The sequence below is a fragment of the Corynebacterium flavescens genome (assembly GCF_008693105.1).
GTDB lineage: Bacteria > Actinomycetota > Actinomycetes > Mycobacteriales > Mycobacteriaceae > Corynebacterium > Corynebacterium flavescens.
Genome location: NZ_VXKK01000032.1, coordinates 76,703 through 95,802, shown reverse-complemented (window position 1 = coordinate 95,802; position 19,100 = coordinate 76,703). Strand labels below are relative to the sequence as shown.

Annotated in this window: 20 protein-coding genes; 11 read left to right on the top strand and 9 right to left on the bottom strand. The window is 59.4% G+C overall.

All coding sequences use genetic code 11. From position 1 onward, the window contains the following. Positions 1-75 precede the first annotated feature (75 nt). Together F4V60_RS07310 and F4V60_RS07305 are read left to right on the top strand one after the other, a co-directional pair. Complete coding sequence (locus F4V60_RS07310) at positions 76-3,528, top strand: FtsK/SpoIIIE family DNA translocase (RefSeq protein WP_084559166.1); 3,453 nt, start codon at positions 76-78, stop codon at positions 3,526-3,528. A gap of 190 nt (positions 3,529-3,718) precedes the next feature. Beyond that, the gene (locus F4V60_RS07305) at positions 3,719-4,837 is read left to right on the top strand and encodes a TerC family protein (RefSeq protein ID WP_075729986.1); all 1,119 of its coding nucleotides are present in this window, start codon (positions 3,719-3,721) and stop codon (positions 4,835-4,837) included. A 59-nt stretch (positions 4,838-4,896) separates the two neighbouring features. On the opposite strand, the gene F4V60_RS07300 is transcribed toward F4V60_RS07305, so the two are convergent. Then, positions 4,897-5,184 (bottom strand): YciI family protein, encoded by a 288-nt coding sequence (locus F4V60_RS07300; protein WP_075729985.1) that lies wholly within the window; start codon positions 5,182-5,184, stop codon positions 4,897-4,899. Between the two features lie 67 nt (positions 5,185-5,251). On the opposite strand from F4V60_RS07300, the gene pgsA reads away from it, so the two are divergent. From pgsA to F4V60_RS07280, 4 genes are all read left to right on the top strand, one after another. Then, positions 5,252-5,827 (top strand): CDP-diacylglycerol--glycerol-3-phosphate 3-phosphatidyltransferase, encoded by a 576-nt coding sequence (pgsA, locus tag F4V60_RS07295; RefSeq protein WP_075729984.1) that lies wholly within the window; start codon positions 5,252-5,254, stop codon positions 5,825-5,827. Further along, entirely contained in the window at positions 5,824-6,333 is a 510-nt protein-coding gene (locus F4V60_RS07290) for a CinA family protein (protein WP_075729983.1), read from the top strand. The genes pgsA and F4V60_RS07290 overlap by 4 nt, the downstream gene beginning before the upstream one ends. A 62-nt stretch (positions 6,334-6,395) precedes the next feature. After that, complete coding sequence (locus tag F4V60_RS07285) at positions 6,396-6,764, top strand: helix-turn-helix domain-containing protein (protein ID WP_075729982.1); 369 nt, start codon at positions 6,396-6,398, stop codon at positions 6,762-6,764. Between the two features lie 181 nt (positions 6,765-6,945). After that, a complete protein-coding gene (locus F4V60_RS07280) occupies positions 6,946-7,809 on the top strand; it encodes a PspA/IM30 family protein (RefSeq protein WP_075729981.1) in 864 nt (287 codons plus the stop codon). Positions 7,810-7,947: 138 nt separating this feature from the next. Here F4V60_RS07280 and F4V60_RS07275 read toward each other — a convergent pair whose 3' ends face one another. From F4V60_RS07275 to F4V60_RS07265, 3 genes are read right to left on the bottom strand one after another with little or no spacing between them, the layout of a single operon-like run. Continuing rightward, a complete protein-coding gene (locus tag F4V60_RS07275; RefSeq protein WP_075729980.1) occupies positions 7,948-8,562 on the bottom strand; it encodes an energy-coupling factor transporter transmembrane component T family protein in 615 nt (204 codons plus the stop codon). A 1-nt stretch (position 8,563) separates the two neighbouring features. Beyond that, positions 8,564-9,265, bottom strand: a complete 702-nt coding sequence (locus F4V60_RS07270; protein WP_075729979.1) for an energy-coupling factor ABC transporter ATP-binding protein — start codon at positions 9,263-9,265, stop codon at positions 8,564-8,566. Between the two features lie 6 nt (positions 9,266-9,271). Further along, positions 9,272-9,868: a biotin transporter BioY gene (locus F4V60_RS07265; RefSeq protein WP_075729978.1), complete on the bottom strand. Its 597-nt coding sequence runs from the start codon at positions 9,866-9,868 to the stop codon at positions 9,272-9,274. A gap of 108 nt (positions 9,869-9,976) precedes the next feature. Between F4V60_RS07265 and F4V60_RS07260 the strand changes: the two genes are divergently transcribed. The 3 genes from F4V60_RS07260 (at position 9,977) to recX (ending at position 12,137) form a co-directional block, all read left to right on the top strand. Continuing rightward, positions 9,977-10,192 carry a DUF3046 domain-containing protein gene (locus F4V60_RS07260; protein WP_075731173.1) on the top strand — a complete coding sequence of 72 codons (216 nt, stop codon included), beginning with the start codon at positions 9,977-9,979 and terminating at the stop codon, positions 10,190-10,192. Positions 10,193-10,403: 211 nt separating this feature from the next. Further along, positions 10,404-11,537 (top strand): recombinase RecA, encoded by a 1,134-nt coding sequence (recA, locus tag F4V60_RS07255; RefSeq protein WP_075729977.1) that lies wholly within the window; start codon positions 10,404-10,406, stop codon positions 11,535-11,537. Then, positions 11,538-12,137 (top strand): recombination regulator RecX, encoded by a 600-nt coding sequence (gene recX / locus F4V60_RS07250; protein ID WP_075729976.1) that lies wholly within the window; start codon positions 11,538-11,540, stop codon positions 12,135-12,137. It begins immediately after the preceding gene. A 50-nt stretch (positions 12,138-12,187) separates the two neighbouring features. Here the strand turns inward: recX and F4V60_RS07245 are convergent, their stop codons facing one another. The 4 genes from F4V60_RS07245 to gluA all read right to left on the bottom strand — a co-directional run bounded on the left by F4V60_RS07245 (position 12,188) and on the right by gluA (position 15,554). Then, complete coding sequence (locus F4V60_RS07245; protein WP_075729975.1) at positions 12,188-13,126, bottom strand: amino acid ABC transporter permease; 939 nt, start codon at positions 13,124-13,126, stop codon at positions 12,188-12,190. Then, positions 13,126-13,812: an amino acid ABC transporter permease gene (locus tag F4V60_RS07240; RefSeq protein WP_075729974.1), complete on the bottom strand. Its 687-nt coding sequence runs from the start codon at positions 13,810-13,812 to the stop codon at positions 13,126-13,128. The genes F4V60_RS07245 and F4V60_RS07240 overlap by 1 nt, the downstream gene beginning before the upstream one ends. Before the next feature lie 79 nt (positions 13,813-13,891). Next, positions 13,892-14,764 carry a glutamate ABC transporter substrate-binding protein gene (locus F4V60_RS07235; protein ID WP_075729973.1) on the bottom strand — a complete coding sequence of 291 codons (873 nt, stop codon included), beginning with the start codon at positions 14,762-14,764 and terminating at the stop codon, positions 13,892-13,894. A gap of 61 nt (positions 14,765-14,825) precedes the next feature. Then, entirely contained in the window at positions 14,826-15,554 is a 729-nt protein-coding gene (gluA, locus tag F4V60_RS07230) for a glutamate ABC transporter ATP-binding protein GluA (protein ID WP_075731171.1), read from the bottom strand. Between the two features lie 391 nt (positions 15,555-15,945). On the opposite strand from gluA, the gene miaB reads away from it, so the two are divergent. Further along, on the top strand, positions 15,946-17,430 hold the full coding sequence (miaB, locus tag F4V60_RS07225) for a tRNA (N6-isopentenyl adenosine(37)-C2)-methylthiotransferase MiaB (protein ID WP_307722793.1): 1,485 nt from the start codon (positions 15,946-15,948) through the stop codon (positions 17,428-17,430). A gap of 11 nt (positions 17,431-17,441) precedes the next feature. Further along, positions 17,442-18,050, top strand: a complete 609-nt coding sequence (locus F4V60_RS07220; RefSeq protein WP_075729971.1) for an Rv2732c family membrane protein — start codon at positions 17,442-17,444, stop codon at positions 18,048-18,050. Here the strand turns inward: F4V60_RS07220 and F4V60_RS07215 are convergent, their stop codons facing one another. After that, entirely contained in the window at positions 18,051-19,073 is a 1,023-nt protein-coding gene (locus F4V60_RS07215) for a GNAT family N-acetyltransferase (RefSeq protein WP_232315903.1), read from the bottom strand. Positions 19,074-19,100: the final 27 nt, after the last annotated feature.

Below are 19,100 nucleotides of genomic sequence, written 5' to 3'. Positions count from 1 at the left end.
ATGTCCCTAAGTTTTTCACAAGTGGCCCGTGTGGCGCGTGTGACTAGAGGTACTTAAGCGGTTAAAGTAGTACTCATGTCTGTCAAAAATGCCCCGTCGCGCGGTTCCCGGCAAGGTAAGTCGCGCACGACTCGCGCCAAGGCCTCATCGGGCCGCAAGGCCAACCGCTCGCGTCCCTCGGGGCGCAGCACTTCAGGGACCCGTGCCAACGAGACCCTGGTCTTTAGCCCTCCGCATCGCGCCGCAGAAACCTCGGGCGAGCGCACCGGCAGTGCTTTCCACGCCGTCGGCAAGGGCATCGGTGCGATTTTTGGTGCCACCTCGCGCGGTATCGGCGGTATGGCACGCGGCTTGGGGCAGGGGATAGCCAGCCTCAAACCCAGTGGTGACAGCGAAGGCAGCGAGGGTTTAGAGGAAGATAATCTTTATGACCTCGAAGAAGACGTGAACAATGTAAGGGAGTCGGAAGAAATTTCTCAACGCGGAGTGTCAAACAAGCGAAGCAAGGTCACCAAGGCCCGGGACCGCGGCGGCGAGACTGAAACCGAAACTGAGGTTATGTCTGCAGCCCAGGGGGAGGGGGCTGGAGCGAAGCGGAGTACTGGTCCAGCGCGCAGCATCAAGCTGGGCAAACCTGACACCGTGGCGCTTGTGCTCATCGGCCTAGCGATCGTTTTGGCGTGCGCGGTGTGGTTCAACGTCGCCGGTGCGGTAGGCGTATTTATCACTCTGGCCACCAAGTATCTGATCGGCGCTGCGGCTTGGGTGCTGCCGGTTGCATTGGTTGCCTTGGCCACCTGGCTGATGTGGAGCGGTGGGGGCAAAGGCACCACCTTGCATGTTCCCCCGCGCGTTGTCGTGGGCACAGTCATCATCGTGGTCGCCATGCTTGGTCTTATCCATATCTTCGCGGGGCAACCGGCATTGGTATGGAATCCGCGCGGGGCTCTCTCAGCGGGTGAGGCAGGCGGCGCGATTGGTTTTGCCATAGGAACGCTCTTGGCCACAGCATTTAGCCCTTATGTGGCGGTGCCTTTGCTCATTCTGGTCATTGTTTATGGAGCCCTGCAGGTCACCGGCAACACGGTTCGCGAGGCCTATGATGTGGCCAAGTCCGAGCTTTCCCGTCTGTTTTCACAGCTTGGCAATGGGCGCGGTGGCTCCGAAGACGCGGAAGACGGTTTGGCTGCGCAAGACGATGATCTTTATGGCTTTGTCTCTGATGATATTGATGACATCGCGCATGGCCGCGAGCGTGAGCCACGCCGAGCAAGGGCGCAGGCCACTCCGCGCGCTAATCGGCGTCCCACTGCTTTTGAGGAATCGTCGAGTGAGCGTGGGGCTCGTAGCCGTGCTCAGCAGGCCTCCGCTCTCGCAGCTGCGGAAGAAACTGCTTATGGCTTCGACCCGGTCGCAGAAGATGCAGTAGTGAAGTCCTCGCCGGATCCCAGCGCTCAAGCCCCTGGTTACGCCCATCCCATGGCAGCGGATACGGACGAGATCCCTGTTGTTGACGCACCACCGGTTAGCAGTGGGCGTTGCGCTGTCCCCGAAGCTTCCGAGCACACTGAGGTCATAGACACCCGCCGTGCGGGTGCGTCTAGCGCCATCGGCGATGTGGCTGCGGCTGGTGCTGCCGGCGTCGCCGGTGCTGCGGGAATCGCCGGGGCTGTCGCGGGCGGATCGGCAGCAGCAGCGGCGGCACAGCAGAGCGCGCCTATCAAGGCCGCCAGCGATGCTGTTTCGGCTGCGCATCAGCAGGCTCGTGAGCTCTTCCGGGCTCGTTCCGGGAAAGACGCAGCCACGGGCGCCACCGTTGCGGAAGACGCGGCACCGGCTCCGAGCGCGCCCAGTGTGCCGGCGTTGATCGATAGCGATCGCAGTTCCTATGCCGTCCCCACCACCGATCTTCTCACCGCGGGAAAGCCTGCTAAGGCCCGCACAGAGGCTAATGACCGCATCATTGAGGCTATTACCGAGGTATTCGAGGAGTTTAAGGTCGATGCCCACGTCACCGGCTTTAGTCGCGGCCCGACAGTCACCCGCTATGAGATAGAGCTGGGGCCAGGCGTAAAGGTCTCCAAGATTACTAACCTGCAGTCGAACCTTGCCTATGCGGTGGCCACTGAGAATGTCCGCCTGCTCACGCCGATTCCGGGCAAGTCCGCAGTGGGAATTGAGGTGCCCAATGCCGACCGTGAAATGGTGCGCCTGCGTGAGGTTCTGGAAGCCCCAGCCACGAGAGCTGACCATGACCCGATGCTCATTGGCCTGGGCAAAGACATCGAGGGAGAGTTCATTTCGGCCTCCGTGCAGAAGATGCCCCACCTGCTCGTTGCGGGTGCCACCGGTTCCGGTAAGTCCGCTTTTGTGAACTCCATGCTGGTCTCGCTGCTCACCCGCGCCACCCCGGAGGACGTGCGGCTTATCCTGGTCGATCCCAAGATGGTCGAGCTGACTCCCTATGAGGGAATCCCACACCTGATAACGCCGATCATCACCCAGCCGAAGAAGGCCGCAGCGGCTTTGCAGTGGTTGGTAGAGGAGATGGAGCAGCGCTACATGGATATGAAGTCTGCGCGCGTTCGCCACATCAAGGACTACAACCGTAAGGTCTCCTCCGGGGAGATCACCGCGCCGGCCGGTTCCGAGCGTGTCATGCGGCCCTATCCGTTCATCGTGTGCGTCGTCGACGAGCTTGCGGATCTCATGATGACCGCCCCGAAAGAGATCGAGGAGTCCATCGTCCGCATCACGCAGAAGGCGCGTGCGGCAGGCATCCACCTTGTTCTTGCCACGCAGCGCCCGTCAGTCGACGTCGTCACAGGCCTCATCAAGACCAATGTTCCCTCGCGGCTCGCCTTTGCGACGTCCTCCTTGACAGACTCCCGCGTCATCCTCGACCAGGGCGGTGCCGAGAAACTCATCGGCATGGGAGATGGCCTGTTCATTCCGCAGGGTGGACGCCCCGTACGCATGCAGGGTGCCTTCGTCTCCGATGACGAGGTACAGGCCGTGGTCGACGCCGCGAAGGAGCAGGGCGAGCCCAACTACGCTGAGGGCGTTACCGAGGAAAAGAAGTCCGAGGCCAAGCGAGAGATCGACGATGACATTGGAAAGGACCTCGACGATCTGCTCGAGGCCGTCGAGCTTGTCGTCACCTCGCAGTTGGGCTCGACCTCAATGCTGCAGCGTAAGCTGCGTATTGGTTTCGCCAAGGCTGGGCGCTTGATGGATCTTATGGAGTCCCGCGGCGTCGTGGGCCCCTCGGAGGGCTCGAAGGCTCGCGAGGTCCTAGTGAAGCCGGAAGAATTGGATACAATTATTTGGATGATTAAGGGCGCAGACCCAGCGGATGCGCCAAAGGAGATGCAAGAGGAATTGGCCTTGGAAGACTCGCAGACGGAGGCGGACCTCGGTACGCAAGGTTCCAGCTCGGAAGGCGAAGAAACCACCGTTATCAACGGAGGAAGCCCCGAGACGCGCAACGTCGCGGCCACGTACAACCCTTCCGCCGGAGCGTTTTAGTTCGCCGCCTCACAAGCGAGCGCGGGGCTTAGTGTAGAGTGGGGAAAGTCTTGGAGGGGAGTACCCCGTTCTACGGCGCTGATCGTCAACACGGCAATCCTTAGAGGTTCCCGGTCGCGCCGGCCCAGTTCTACTGGGTGGGAGAGACCTCCGGTCACACCGTTATTACTACGACCGGAGGGACTCTAACATGGGTGTGCCTTTATGGATCTGGATTGTCACCTTGGTGGTAATCCTCGGATTCTTCATATTTGATTTTTATTCTCACGTCCGTACGCCGCACGAGCCTTCGCTGAAGGAATCGGGGTTCTGGACTGCCTTCTACGTGGGCTTGGCATTGCTATTCGGCCTCGGGGTCTGGATCATCTGGGACCACGAGCACGCCATGCAGTACTACACCGGTTATGTTACGGAAAAGGCTCTTTCCGTTGACAACCTCTTCGTCTTCGCCCTCATCATGGGAGCGTTCAAGATTCCCCGCAAGTTCCAGCAAAAGGTCTTGCTTATAGGCATCGTCCTCGCGCTAGTTTGCCGCCTCGTGTTCATCTTGATGGGCGCCGCGATCATCGCCGCCTGGTCCGATGTCTTCTACATCTTCGCGGTATTCCTTCTCTATACCGCCATCAAGCTCATCATCGATGAGGTTCGGGATGCCCCAGAGACCGACCCCAACGACATGCTGATCATCAAGTGGCTTCGCAAGGTGGTTCACGTTACCCCGCGCTACCACGGCGATAGGCTCATGCACCGCGAGGAGTCCGGCAAGAAGAAGGGCAAGCTGGGCTTCACGCCGCTGTTTATCGCGCTCGTTTCCATCGGGCTTGTCGACGTCATGTTTGCATTCGACTCCATCCCCGCCATCTACGGCATCACCTCGGAAGCATTCCTCGTATTCACCACGAATGCCTTCTCCTTGATGGGTCTGCGCCAGATGTACTTCCTGCTCGACGGCCTGCTCGATCGTCTTGTCTACCTGCCCTATGGTCTGGGAATCATCCTAGGCTTCATCGGCGTGAAGCTGCTCTTCCACGCTCTGCACGAGAACAACCTTCCCTTTATCAACGGCGGCGACAACGTTCCCGGCATCCCGGAGATTCCCACCATGCTCTCGCTACTTATCATCGTGGGAGTCCTCGTGGTCACCGTGCTCGCCTCCATTGTCAAGAACAAACGTGATGAGGTTCAGGGCGGCATTCGCGTCCACCACAATCACTATGACTGGGACGAGGAGGGTCACAAGATCGTGCGTGACCGCCACGGTGACTTGGTTGGTCTTGCCACCGAGGTTCCCAAGAGCGAGCTGCCTTAAAGCCACTCGTGGCGCGCCCTGGCAGTCGCGTGTAGCTGCGGTGCAGGGGCGCGATCTTTCTACAGGCTCGGTGAAGGATCCCACTGGCGGAAAGTGCGCGCTCTTAGGCAACCAGCCCGAAAGTAGGGGTCCACATCGAGCAACGCAATGGCGGAACTCACGCCAGTGTTCGTGCTAGACAGCCGCAGCAGCAGAAGTTCCCCGCCCTGCGAATCACTGAAAGGTCCGGCCGAGATGAGCTGGCCGGCGTGGCTTAGTCCTCGCAGAAACTCCAAGTGGGCTGCACCATTTTCGGCGATGAGGGGGTTATTGGGCCGATAGTCGTAGGTGACGGCGAAGATGCTCATTTCGTCATTTTAGGATCAGCTGGAGCTTCGCGCAGTGCCCGCAAGGGTTGAGGGTAGGATATGGGGCGTGAATCGATCTGAACGTAAGCGCAGTCAGACTTCGGACCTAAACCCGGAAGTCTCCAATTGGAACTTGCCTAACTTCCTGACTAGCTTGCGCATTCTTTTCATCCCCGTTTTTGCGTGGATGGTGCTTGCCGGTTATGACTGGTGGGCTTTCGGGGTATTCGCAGCGTTGATGGTGACAGACAAGCTCGACGGCGACATTGCCCGCGCGCGCGGTCTCGTGACCAACTTTGGAAAGATCGCTGACCCCATCGCCGATAAGGCGCTCATGACCACAGCCTTGGTGTGCCTGAACATCACTGACGTATTGCCGGTGTGGATAACTGTGGTCATCTTAATCCGCGAGTTTGGAATCACCGTATGGAGGATGGCGCTGCTGCGTCAGGGCAAGGTTGTTCCAGCCTCCCAGGGCGGAAAGCTCAAGACCGTTCTGCAGGCTCTGGCCGTAGCTCTCTACCTGTGCCCGCTGCCCGGCTGGATGGGTATCCCCACACTCATTGTCATGCTCCTCGCCGTTGCCGTCACGGTGGTGACCGGCGTGCAGTATCTCATCGCAGGCAGGAAAGAGAACCGATGACTCCGCACGCCGAGGAGGGCGTTGCGCTCAGCGAGCGGGTAATTGCGTCCCTGTCTGCGAGAGGGGAGACGCTCGGCTTTTGTGAATCGCTGACCGCCGGGCTTGCCGCCGCTACGGTGGCTTGTGTGCCTGGGGCTTCAGCCGTGTTGAGAGGTGGCCTTGTCACCTACGCCACTGAGGTTAAAGCGCACTTTCTCCGTGTCCCTGTCGCTCAATTGAACAAGCAGGGGGTTGTCTCTGCGGCCACCGCCTTGGCCATGTCTCAGGCCGCACTCACGGAGATTTCCTCTGATTGGGCGCTCTCCTTGACGGGAGTGGCAGGCCCCGGTCTGCAAGAGGGCAAGCCGGCGGGCACTGTTTTCATCGGCCTTGCTCACTATGATCGCGGGACTGGGCGGGTCGACGCACACGCCTTCGAAAAGCACTTCAGCGGCGACCGCGCGCAGGTTCGCCAAGGGGCTGTGGAAGAGTGCCTGCGCCTGCTGCTTGAAGCATTAGCGAAGTAGTCTTCCCAAAATAGTTCCGGCCGCGGGGAACAATCAGCGAGCCCGGGGCGTTTAAACTAACGATGAACACTACAACAGCACTTCTTGAGAAGCCTTCAAACGCCGGCCAGGCGCAAGTGCCTGGTGCCGTCACCACCCGTCGTACTCCTGAGCCCCTGCTCCGCCAGGCCTTGGGACTTACCTTGCGCGCTTTCCGCGCTGACAAGGGCGTCACCCTTAGGGAGCTCGCCGCCGTTGCGCGCGTGTCGCCGGGGTACCTCTCGGAGCTAGAACGTGGACGCAAGGAAGTCTCTTCCGAGCTCCTTGCCGCCGTGTGCCACGCACTCGAGGTCAGCGTCGCAGACGTCCTGATTGAGGCTGCGGGTTTTATGGCTCTGCCCTCCATGGATGAGGAGCTGGCTTCGACTGCTCCCGCCGCCTCCGAGGCTTAAAAGGGTTCTAAGGACGCCAATGAACGCGGTGGGGTTTAATTCCTGTGCCGTGGCGTGCTTTGGTCGCCTTTGTGCCGAGGAAGTGCGGCGTTAGTGCCTATGCTCGGCTAGTATGTACACCGTAGAAACAAGAAGTAGAAACAAGAATTTAGAGAACAACCTTAGGAAGGCCTAAACCACCATGGCGAATCCATTTGTAAAGGCGTGGAAGTACTTGATGGCCCTCTTCGATTCCAAGATCGAAGAGAACGCGGATCCCAAGATCCAAATCGAGCAAGCCATCGAGGAAGCGCAGCGTCAGCACCAGGAGCTCTCCCAGCAAGCGGCTGCCGTCATCGGTAATCAGCGCCAGCTAGAGATGCAGCTCAACCGTCGTCTCAGCGAGATCGAGAAGCTGCAGGGCAATACCCGCCAGGCACTCGAGTTGGCAGATAAGGCTCGCGCCGGCGGCGATGAGAACAAGGCCGTGGAGTACGAGAACGCGGCTGAGGCCTTCGCTGCGCAGCTGGTCACCGCAGAGCAGTCCGTGGAAGACACCAAGAAGCTCCACGATCAGTCCCTGCAGCAGGCTGAACAGGCCAAGAAGGCTGTTGAGCGCAACGGCATGGCCCTGCGTGAGAAGGTCAACGAGCGCTCGAAGCTCCTTTCGCAGCTTGAGCAGGCCAAGATGCAGGAGAAGGTCTCTGAGTCCCTCAGCTCCATGAATGAGCTCACGGCTAACGGCAACTCCCCGTCGCTTGATGCGGTGCGGGACAAGATTGAGCGCCGCTACACCAAGGCTCTCGGCCAAGCCGAACTGGCTGAAAACTCCGTTTCCAACCGCATGCACGAGATCCAGCAGGCCGGCGTCCAGATGGCTGGGCACTCTCGCCTCGAGCAGATTCGTGCGGAGATGAACTCCGGCACGAAGGAAGTCCAGTCCGGTGCGAAGGAAGCCATCGAAGGCGCGAAGGCTGCTGACTCCGCAGCGGATGCGGCGGCACAGCCTAGCGCCGTCAACGATGACGCAGTGCAGGCCCGCCTGCGCGAGCTGCGTGGTGAATAAGGCCTAAGGCCTCGTTTCATAACCCAAAACCCTGGCGCTTAGCTTCCACTACCTCCCGAAAGTATTAAGGGAAGTCGAGGAGCTAAGCGCCAGGGTTTTCTCCTGCCTCGAGAACGAGGAGCTAGGAGAGTGCTTGCTTTAGTCGCCCACACCGCGGGCTTGGAGGGCCTCGCCCATGGCGCGGGCCCTGCGGATGGAGCGAATGATGACCGGGGTTCCGAAAGCCAGCAGAGAGGCGCCGGCTCCCCGTGCCTTGCGAGCTTCTAGGACTTCCGTGACAGTGCCGAGCATGAGCGGCAGGAGCCGGATCGTAAGGGACATCGCCAAGCTGATGTTTTCCACGGGCAACCCCAAGCGGCCTAGGGGTGCGAAGAACCTCTCGAATGCGTCCATCATCGCGGCAACCGTCGTGGTCAAGGTGAGCAATACGGCGGCAATGATCGCTGCATAGACCCTAAAGAACATGACCGCGGCGGTAGTGGCATCACTTTGCCACCACTGGAATGCGGCGAGGGGGACAAGAATAGCCAGCGGGGGCGCCAACTGGGCCAAAGCGATGGGCGGGGGAATCTTAGCTAGGGGGTAGAAAAGGAGTACTACGGCGGCACAGGCGGCGGCGGAGGCAATGGTGGATGCGAAGGCCGTGGTGGAGACGATGAAGACTACGAGTACCACGAACTTCAGACCGGCGGGCACGCGGTGGATGAAGGTATCGGCGTCTACATAAAAGCCTAAGGGGATGGAGTGCGGCATATTAGTTTCCTTGCAGAGGGCGACTCGCCATGAGATCGCGGTAGAAGGAAGTGACCTCGTCAGGCGCACCATCGGCAGCGATGCGATGCTGGTCTATGCACACAACGCGATCGAAGTCGGAGAGAAACTCGAGATCGTGCGTCACCACGATGAGTTGCTGATTTAAGTCCGCGAACTCTCGCCGAATCCTATCGCGGTTGCGAAGATCGAGAAGAGTGGTGGGCTCATCAGCGATGATGAGGACAGGGTCAATGACGAGCACTGCGGCGAGCGCCAGGAGCTGTTTCTGTCCGCCGGAGAGAGTGTGAGGGGACTGCTCGGCGAGCGCGCTGAGGCCGAAACGCTGCAGAGCTGCATCCACGCGCGTGGATACCTCTTCCTTTGGCAATTTGAGGCGCCGCAGCGAAAAAGCCACGTCATCCTTCACATTAGGCATGACAATCTGATTTTCGGCGTCTGAGAAGACGAAGCCGACCTTCTTGCGGATATCCTTGCCATGCTTGGCGACGTCGACCCCATCCACGAGGACTTGGCCCTTGGTAGGTTCACCCAGCCCGTTAATGAGCCTTGTGAGCGTGGACTTGCCGCCGCCGTTGGCGCCGATGATCCCGATGCGCTGTTCGCTCAGGACAAGATTGATGTCAGTGAGGACGGGAGTGTCATAGAAGCTGACACTGAGGTCCCGAAACTCTATGCTAGGCATGGCGGTTTAGACGCTCTGAGCAGGCAGGGGTTGTTGCTTGCTGGTGCGTCCCATGAGATCGGGGAAGGCAGCGTGCACGGCTGCAGCGATGGCGACCATAACCGCGATCTTGATGAAATCAGGGACGAGGAAGGGAATCTGCGCCATAAGTGCAGCGCCGAAATCGATTCCGTTGCGGAATACCAGTCCGATAGAGCCGCAGAGGTACTGGGTGGCGAGTCCTGCGAGGGCGGCAAGAATAAGGAATCCGATGAGCGCGCCCTTGTTGCGGCGCGGCGCGCGGTAGGCGATGATACCGGCGACGAAGGGCGCGATGGCATAGCCGACGATGTATCCGACGGTTGGGCCAGCCAGAGCAGAAAGCGCGCTGCGGCCGCCAGCTAGAACCGGCAGGCCGACAAGACCGAGCAACAGGAAGAGCAGGCCGACATATAGACCTCGGCGGCCGCCAAGCACTAGGCCGGCGAGGACGATGACGGCATTCTGCATGACGATGGGGACGCCCGCAGTGGGGCTAGGGATAGAGACAAAGGCGAAGACAATGATGAGTGCTGTAAACACCGCGACATAGGCGATGGTGGAAGCAGTCGAGTTCTTTTTCATGTGCCATAGAGTAGCAGAGGAGGTGATAAGTACTGCAAAAGAGGGGTGTTGAACCGTGTTCAACAAGGTCGAACGGGGGTGGGGAGGTGGAAAGGTAGAATGACGGTCATGCGTTTGACGGAATACCACCAGCTCGTCGTTGATGAGTTCGGTGACGCGAAAGGAAAGTGGATTAGCCACTCGCACGTTCTGGCCAAGCTGGGAGATACCCCAGATGCGCTCATCGAACGTGGGATCGATCCGGGTCGAGTGTGGGACGGGCTGTGTGAGGACTTTCAGATTCCTCCCGAGAGGCGCCTTGGGCTCGACAGGCCGGATAGCTAGGGTGTCGCGATTCGAACAGGTGTGTGTAATATGGGCGGTGGTGTCACGGTGGACTTTAGGATGATCATTGTTCCTCACCGCGGGTGGCCGGCGGGCTTTCCGCTCCCCGGCGCTGGCGGTGGGAGCGGGGGAACCGTGAGGTTGCTCTCGCAGTCTAAAAGTTCACGTTAATAATTAAGAAGTACCGGTAGAGACAAGATAGGTATACAGCATGGCTACAAAGAAGAAGTCCGTTTCGGCCGCAACCAAGGGCGATGATCGCAAGAAGGCCTTGGATGCCGCCATGTCTATGATTGAAAAGGACTTTGGCAAGGGTGCGGTCATGCGTTTGGGGGATGACAACCGCCCTCCCATCCAGGTCATTTCCTCTGGAAATACCGCTATCGACATCGCTCTCGGCATCGGAGGCTTCCCCCGCGGTCGCATCGTGGAGATCTATGGTCCAGAGTCTTCGGGTAAGACCACCGTTGCCTTGCATGCCATTGCTTCGGCTCAGAAGGCAGGGGGCATTGCCGCTTTTATCGATGCCGAGCACGCACTCGATCCGGAGTACGCCCGGTTGCTGGGCGTAGACACCGACAACTTGCTCGTCTCTCAGCCGGACACGGGTGAGCAGGCTTTGGAGATCGCCGATATGCTGGTGCGTTCCGGCGCCATCGATATTATCGTCATTGACTCGGTTGCTGCTCTAACTCCAAAGGCGGAAATTGAGGGCGAGATGGGAGATAGCCACGTCGGTTTGCAGGCCCGTTTGATGTCTCAGGCCCTGCGCAAGATGACGGGCGCGCTCTATAACTCTGGCACTACCGCGATTTTCATCAACCAGCTGCGTGAGAAGATCGGCGTCATGTTCGGTTCTCCCGAGACCACCACAGGCGGCAAGGCGCTGAAGTTCTACGCGTCGGTGCGCTGCGATATTCGCCGCATTCAAACACTCAAGGACGGCCAAGACGCCATAGGCAACCGGACCAAGCTCAAGGTTGTTAAGAACAAGGTATCGCCGCCTTTCAAGATCGCCGAGTTCGACATCATGTATGGCGAGGGCATTTCGCGTGAGTCCTCCATCATCGACCTCGGTGTGGAAAACGGCTTCATTAAGAAATCCGGCTCTTGGTTTACCTACGAGGGTGACCAGTTGGGGCAAGGCAAGGAAAAGGCGCGCAACTTCCTGAAGGACAACAAGGCCTTGGCGGATGAGATCGAGCGCAAGATCTTCGAGAAGCTGGGCGTTGGTGGTGCCGTTCCGGCCGATGATTCCGTTGCCATGGATGTCCCGGGCGCGGATGATCCGCTCACGGATGACGCGGTGGATCTGGTTCCCAACGTTGACTTCGATGATGATTAAATGAGCACTGCTCCACGCGATAAGCTCGCCGCTTTGCGCCATGCCCTGGAAGAATATGAATCTGGTGCGGGCGGCGGCGAGCTTTTTGATCATGAAAAAGACGCCGCAATGGCTAAGGTGCGCAACCGTGCGCTGCTTTTGCTCGACCACCGAGCGCGTTCACGCCACGAGCTTAAGACCCGTCTCCTTGCTCTCGACTTCGACCCAGAGATAGTCGCGGAGGTCACCGCGGACCTAGTTCGCCTCGGTTTGGTCGATGATGAGAGTTTTGCCAAAGAATGGGTCCGCCAACGCCATGCAGCCCGCGGGAAGTCAAGGTGGGTCCTCGACCGCGAGCTACAGCAGAAGGGGATAGGCGCTGAGGAACGCAGCACGGCTCTTTCCCAGGTCTCTGAGGAATCCGAGGAGGAGCAGGCCCGCGTTCTCGCGTTCAAGAAAGCCCGCAGTATTAAGGCGGTGCCGGCGGATCGGGGCGACTTCGACAAGCAGCTGCGCCGCGTGGTGGGGGTTCTTGCTCGGCGCGGCTACTCACAGGTGGCCTCTCTGCGTATTGCAAGGGAAGCTCTCGAGGAACGGATATCGCAGCTCGAGGACGACTAAACGGCCCGCGCCACGTGAATGGAGGCGCAGGCCGTTGTTGGCGAGGGTGATTACTCGTTAGGGTTGCGGATTTCTTTGTAACCAGGGGCGTGCCAGTCAGCGTTGACCTGGTCCTTGGTTTCGAGTCCCTGGGAAGGATGCTGCGGAACCTTGGCCACGATGTTCTTACGCGCTCGCCCGGCTCGTAGCTGGCGTTCGATGCGTTCTGCGAGGACGGTAAGACCCCAGTTGATGACGATCATGATGATTGCCACCACGGTCAAAGAGGCGAGGTAGTTCTGGTTGAAGGAAGCAGATTGGATGCCGGAGCGAACAACCTCGACGTAGCCAATCTGATAGCCCAGGGCCGAATCCTTCAGCGCGATGACCATCTGTGAAATCAGAGCGGGCAACATGGCGGCAACGGCCTGCGGCAGGAGAATCTTAACCATGGTCTGGCGGTGGGTAAGTCCCAGCGCCCGAGCAGCTTCGGTCTGCCCCTTGGGCAGAGAACGAATTCCCGAGCGCAGGATTTCTGCGATAACTGAGCCGTTGTAGAGGGTCAGGGCCAAGACTACCGCACTAAACGCCAGGTGCCGAGAGGGCACCATGTTGTAGATGGCGAAGAGCTGATAGGCAAAGATCATCAGAAGCAGCACGGGGATGGCGCGGAAGAACTCCACTATTACCCCACAGAACTTGCGAACGAAAATGTTCTCGCTCAGGCGTCCCAATCCGAAGAGGACACCGAAGACGATGGCCAAGAAGATTGAAGCGATGGCCGAAAACAGCGTTCCCTTCAGGCCAGGCAGCAGGTAGGTCGTCCATGTCTGAGCCTTGAGGAAGGGAGTCCACAGGTCGCTAGCAAACTGGCCGCGGCTGTTAAGAGTGGCTATTATCCACCCGAAGATAGCTAAGAGAATGAGGGAAACTATCGCGGTATAGATCCGGTTGTTGCGCCGTCCCTTGGGGCCGGGCGCGTCATAGAGCACTGTTGCGCGTACAGACATTATTTCTGCACCGCCAGTTTCTCAGATAGCTTGCCTAGGCCAAGTCCCATCGGCAGGGTCAAGATGATGAAGCCGAGCGCGAAGATGAAGAAGATGATAAACAGCTGGCTGGCATGCATCTCGATGGTGGACTTCATCAGCAGCGAGGCTTCCGCGACGCCGATGACAGAAGCGATGGTGGTGTTCTTGGTCAAAGCAATAAGGGTATTGCCCAGCGGCACGATTGCCGCGCGAAGGGCTTGAGGGAAGACGATTTTGCCGAAAGTTTGATTAAACGTCAGCCCCAACGAACGCGCAGCCTCGGCCTGGCCAAAATCGACCGTGTTGATACCAGAGCGTAGCGACTCCGCCACGAAGGCCGAGGTATAGGCGATGAAGCCCAAGATAGCGAGGCGGAAGTTGTTATCAACCAGGAAGGTGGCTGAATCGCGGCTGGCCAGAGCCAAACCTAGATTCTGATAGAGGCCGAAAGAGCAGAAGAGGATGACCAGCGTCAACGGAGTGTTGCGCAGGATCGTGATGTAGGTGGTGGCGAACCAGCGCAGAACCGAGACGGGGGAAACACGCATCGCCGCGAGAATGGTGCCCAACACCATGGAGCCGAGGGCGGACCAAAGGGTGAGCTGAATAGTCAGCCAGAAAGCCGGCCAGAGGGCCGGGCCCAGCTGAGTCCACATTGAACTCATGATTTTCCTTTGCGGGTGAGGTGTAGAAAACGGTTAAGGCAGGGAGCCGCATTCAGCGGATTTCTCCCTGCCGGCGCTTTTAGGACTTGATGAAGGAGAGGTCGCCGACCTTGCCTGGCTCAACTCCGCCGCCATCGCCAAGGTTGGCGGAGACGATTTCGTCGAACTCGCCCGAGGTCTGCATTTCCTCGAGGGCCTTGTTGATGGCGTCGGTGGCCTCGGTATCGTCCTTCTTCAGGCCAATGCCGTAGTACTCATCTGTGAAGGGAGCGCCGTCCTTTTCCAGCTCGATGAGCTTGAACTTGCCCTCGTTCTGAGCCGAGTAGCCGTTGAGGATGGTGGCGTCTGTGGTCAGAGCATCGACATTGCCCTGGCCGAGTGCCTCGACACAGGAAGAATAGGTGTCATACTCCTGCAGCTGCACGGTGGGGAGTGCTTCCTTGACCTTCTGAGCCGGGGTGGAACCGGTGACCGAACAGAGGATCTTGCCGTCGAGTCCATCTAGGCCGGTGATGTCAGTGTTGTCCTTGGAGACCAGCAGCGCTTGGTGGGTGAGCAGGTAAGGGCCACCGAAGTTGACCTTCTCCGCACGCGAGGCGTTGATGGAATAGGTAGCCGCGATGATATCGACCTCACCGTTTTGGATGAGGGTCTCGCGCTGAGCCGAGGGCGACTCACGCCACTCGATGGTGGGCTCTGCCCAGCCCTTGTCCTTGGCGATCTGATTGACCACGTAGGTGGCGACGTCGATGTCGAGGCCGGTCATTTTGCCGTCACCCTCGCGCAGGCCGAGGCCGGGCTGGTCAAACTTCGTACCGATGGTCACGGAGCCGGATTCGATTTTGGAGAGCAGGCCCTCTCCGTCGTCGGAAGAACCGCAGGCTACGAGGACTGAGCCGGTAGCAGCAAGGGCGGCGACGGTGGCGGCGATGCGAGTGAAAGAACGAGACATGAGATTTTCTCCTTGATGAGTGGGTTGGATGAGCTGGAGGGAGGAAATTCGACTGGAGGTCTTAGTGATGCAAGATCTTGCCCAAGAAATCCTTGGCACGGCTGGACTGAGGATTGTTGAAGAAGGACTCGGGGTCGGTATCCTCGACGATCTCGCCATCAGCCATGAACAGGATTCGGTCCGCGGCCTTGCGGGCGAAGCCCATCTCGTGGGTGACCACGACCATCGTCATGCCTTCCTTTGCCAGGTCAGTCATGACGTCGAGGACCTCGTTGACCATTTCAGGGTCGAGGGCCGAAGTGGGTTCGTCGAAAAGCATGACCTTGGGCCTCATGGCCAGCGCGCGGGCGATGGCCACACGCTGCTGCTGGCCGCCCGAAAGCTGCGCCGGGTACTTCTCCGCCTGGGTGGCGATGCCGACGCGATCAAGCAATTGCATAGCCAGCTTGTCTGCCTCGGCCTTCTTCATCTTGCGTACCTTGATGGGGCCGAGAGTGACATTCTCTTTGATGCTCAGGTGAGGAAAGAGATTGAATTGCTGGAAAACCATTCCGACATCCGCCCGGAGCTTCGCCAGCTGGTTTCCCTCCTCGGGCAGAATCTTGCTGTCGATCGAAATGGTGCCTTCCTCGATGGTCTCGAGGCGGTTGATGGTTCGGCAGAGTGTTGACTTGCCGGAGCCCGAAGGACCAAGAACGACGACGACTTCCCCGTGTCCGATCTCCAAGTTGATGTCGGTGAGAGCATGGAAGTCATCAAAGTACTTATTGACGCCCTCAATCTTTATCATCGGAGTGCCGACCGCTGCGTCACCAGCGGGGTTGAGCACAGAATCATTCATTTCACATGTCCTTGTCTATTGTGAACTGAAACATATTGGGATAGTAGGTGACTTTCGAGCTGCTACGGCGCTAGTTCCGGTAACGGATGAATAACAATCCGAACCTTATAAATAAAGTGGTCGTTGACCAGTGATTTATCTCCAAGGTCCTTAAGTGTCGATGATTGAGCCGCGGGGAGGCAAAGCACCTTTCTATTACCCTATAGATAAAACGCTTGCTGGTGCAAAACCATACGCGCATTGAGGCGGAAGGAAGGGTGTTATGAGTTGAAAGATCTGGCCGTTAGAATGGCCAAGCGTGAGCGCGTCAAATACCCCATCAGCACCTCGCACCTATGAGGTGCGAACCTTTGGCTGTCAGATGAATGTCCACGACTCCGAGCGAATCTCCGGCCTCTTAGAGCAGGCCGGCTACAGCGCGGCCAAGGACTCGGACCCAGACCTCGTGGTCTTTAATACCTGCGCCGTCCGCGACAATGCTGACAAAAGGCTCTACGGCACCCTGGGCGCCTTAAAGAAGGTCAAGGACAATCACCCCGGCATGCAGATCGCCGTCGGCGGCTGCTTGGCGCAAAAGGACAAGGACACTGTTCTAGATAACGCCCCGTGGGTCGACGCCGTATTCGGCACCCACAACATGGGGGCGCTGCCGGCGCTTCTCGAGCGAGCCCGCCACAACAATGAGGCCCAAGTCGAGATCGTCGATTCCCTCGAAGCCTTCCCCTCGGTGTTGCCCGCCAAGCGTGAATCGGCCTACGCAGGATGGGTCTCTGTGTCGGTAGGCTGCAATAATACGTGCACCTTCTGCATCGTTCCTTCCCTGCGCGGCAAGGAAGAGGACCGCCGCCCCGGCGACATCTTGGCTGAGGTGCAAGCTCTCGTGGAGCAGGGGGTTTCCGAAATCACGCTGCTGGGTCAAAACGTCAATGCCTATGGCGTGAACTTTGCCGATCCGGATCTGCCACGAGACAAGTTTGCCTTCTCCAAGCTCTTGCGTGCAGTTGGCCAGATTGAAGGCCTGGAGCGGCTGCGTTTTACCTCCCCGCACCCGGCAGAGTTTAGCTCGGATGTCATCGAGGCAATGGCCGAGACTCCCGCGGTATGTCCCCAGCTGCATATGCCCCTGCAATCCGGATCCGACAGGGTTCTTAAGGAAATGCGCCGTTCCTATCGTTCGCGCAAGTTCCTAGGGATCCTCGAGGAAGTTCGGGAGAAGATGCCGCACGCCGCCATTACCACGGACATCATCGTCGGATTCCCGGGCGAGACGGAGGAAGACTTCCAGGCTACGCTCGATGTAGTTGAGCGCGCTCGTTTCGCCTCCGCCTATACTTTCCAGTATTCGCTGCGTCCGGGCACGCCTGCCGCAGATATGGCAGAGCAGGTACCCAAAGCGGTGGTTCAAGAGCGTTTCGAGCGCCTAGTGGCCCTGCAGGATCGTATTCAGGCGGAGGAGAACTCCCGCCTCATCGGCACCGACGTAGAGCTGCTTGTGCAGTCCGAGGGCGGCCGCAAGAACGATGAGACCCATCGCCTCAGTGGTCGCGCTCGCGATGGCAGGCTGGTCCACTTCGCACCCGCGACCGTGGAGGGGAAGGAGATGGCGGGGGAGATTCGCCCGGGAGACGTAGTGCACACGCGCGTCACCGACGCGGGTTCCTTCTTCCTCGTCGCCGACTCGGGAATAACCGGGCATAGGCGCACCAAGGCCGGAGATATGTCGGCCGCGGGGAAGACACCCACGACCGCGCCCGTCGGCGTGGGGCTTGGCCTGCCCACGATACGGGATTCCGCTGCCACCGGCGCGGGTTGCTGCACGGAGTAGGGTAGTGCTTTATGAGTGAAAAGAGTGCCCACGAGGCCGAGCGTCAGGCCGCCAAGAAGATGGATTTGCGCAATCAATCGATCACCTTGGCGGTTGCGGCGGTGGCCTTCTACCTCTCGCTGGTTCTTCCCTACGCGGGCTCAGCCCACGGTTGGGAGGCATTGCTCCTTGGGGTAGGCAGCGAAGGGGTCAAGATCTCGCTGATGGAAGTTGTTGCGGCGTGGTTGCGGCTTCTTGGCCTGGGTATCCTCACCCCCCTCACCCTTCTTACTCACCGCACCAACCTTGGTCTAGTGGCGTGGATGATGGTGACGGTAGCCTTCTTCATCTCGCTGTGGGGTTTCTGGTTCCGCGGATCCACTGGTGACGGCCCTGGTATCGGCATGTGGCTGGCGGTGGTGGCAAGCGGCGCTGCTTTCTTGGCCTATAGCCTGGTCGCGCTGCGTCGCAGCCCAGCTCAGCAGGAGGCGGAAGCGCGAGCTCGCGCGGCGGCTGGGGAACTCGATTCCGTAGCGCGCCTGCAGTCCGAGGTGGCATTTAACGCCCCCGCCGAGGAGAATCCCCTGCTTGTCGACGATAGGCGCCGCCAAGCCGCAGCCCGCCACCGACACCAAGACTAGCTAGCGCAACTTCTTCTCCCACGCCGAGGCCTGGGAGATGACTTTTGCCCCAAGGTGAGCGTAGATGGCTGCCATGGCCTTATCCTCGGCCGCTAGGGAGAAGTAGGCGCGGCGCACGTGTGGCCAATAGGCGTTTACTTTGTGGAGTGCGACTAGCTTGGCCAACATGGCCAGCCCACGGCCGCGATAAGAGCGGTCGCTCACGGTCAGCGTCCACTCGCATACTTGGGGATCGGCATCTTCTTGGCGCGCCAGCTCGGTCAAAGCTAGGACTTGCCCATCGGAGTCGAGCACAGCGGCCAAGAGAGTGTGCGCGCGGCGGACGCGGATGCGAGAGCGTGCCTGAGCCAAGCGTTCGCGGTCCCAGGGCTGGGGCGCGACCGTCAGTTTTCCGTGATGAGAGTCTGCGGTGGCGAGGGTAAGGAGGCGCGTGACATCGTCGAGGTAGCGCTCGGGAATATCATAGTCCGGCCATACCTGCGCGCTCAGCCCCGGTGTGATGAGTGGGGTGACTGGGTTCGAGGCAATCTCACTGACCAGCTGCTGCTCGCTATGTCGCAGTTCGAAGCCCAGCTCCGCGTATACGCCCGCTAGCGCGTCCTTCTGGGATGAGAGGCCTGGCGGGTGCAGAAGACCCACCTGGGCTATGTCGCGTCCAAGACGGCGCACGAGATCTAGGGCTGTGCGCGCCATCCACAGCGCAAGCTCGCGCGCATCTGGGTCGAATTCTTCACCGGGCAAGGGCAAATATTCAGGAGCAAAGACAAGCTCGATCTCTGCGGTGGAAGTGTCTTCCTTGAGCGGCAAGGAGATATTGATGAATCCTTCGCAGTCCAACTCCGGCGAAGGAGCGGCTGCGGGAACGGAAACGAATCCCAGAGAAGACACTTCCCCGAGGGTGGGAGGGTGGGCAACGACCCCGAATAAGTATCCGCGATACTCGCTCGATCCGCGCAGACCCTGAAGCACGCGGTGGGTGGTGGTTGATGCCGCCGCGTCGCCACATGCTTCTTGGGCTGCCAAGTTCGCGCAAAATACGAAAGTGCGGAT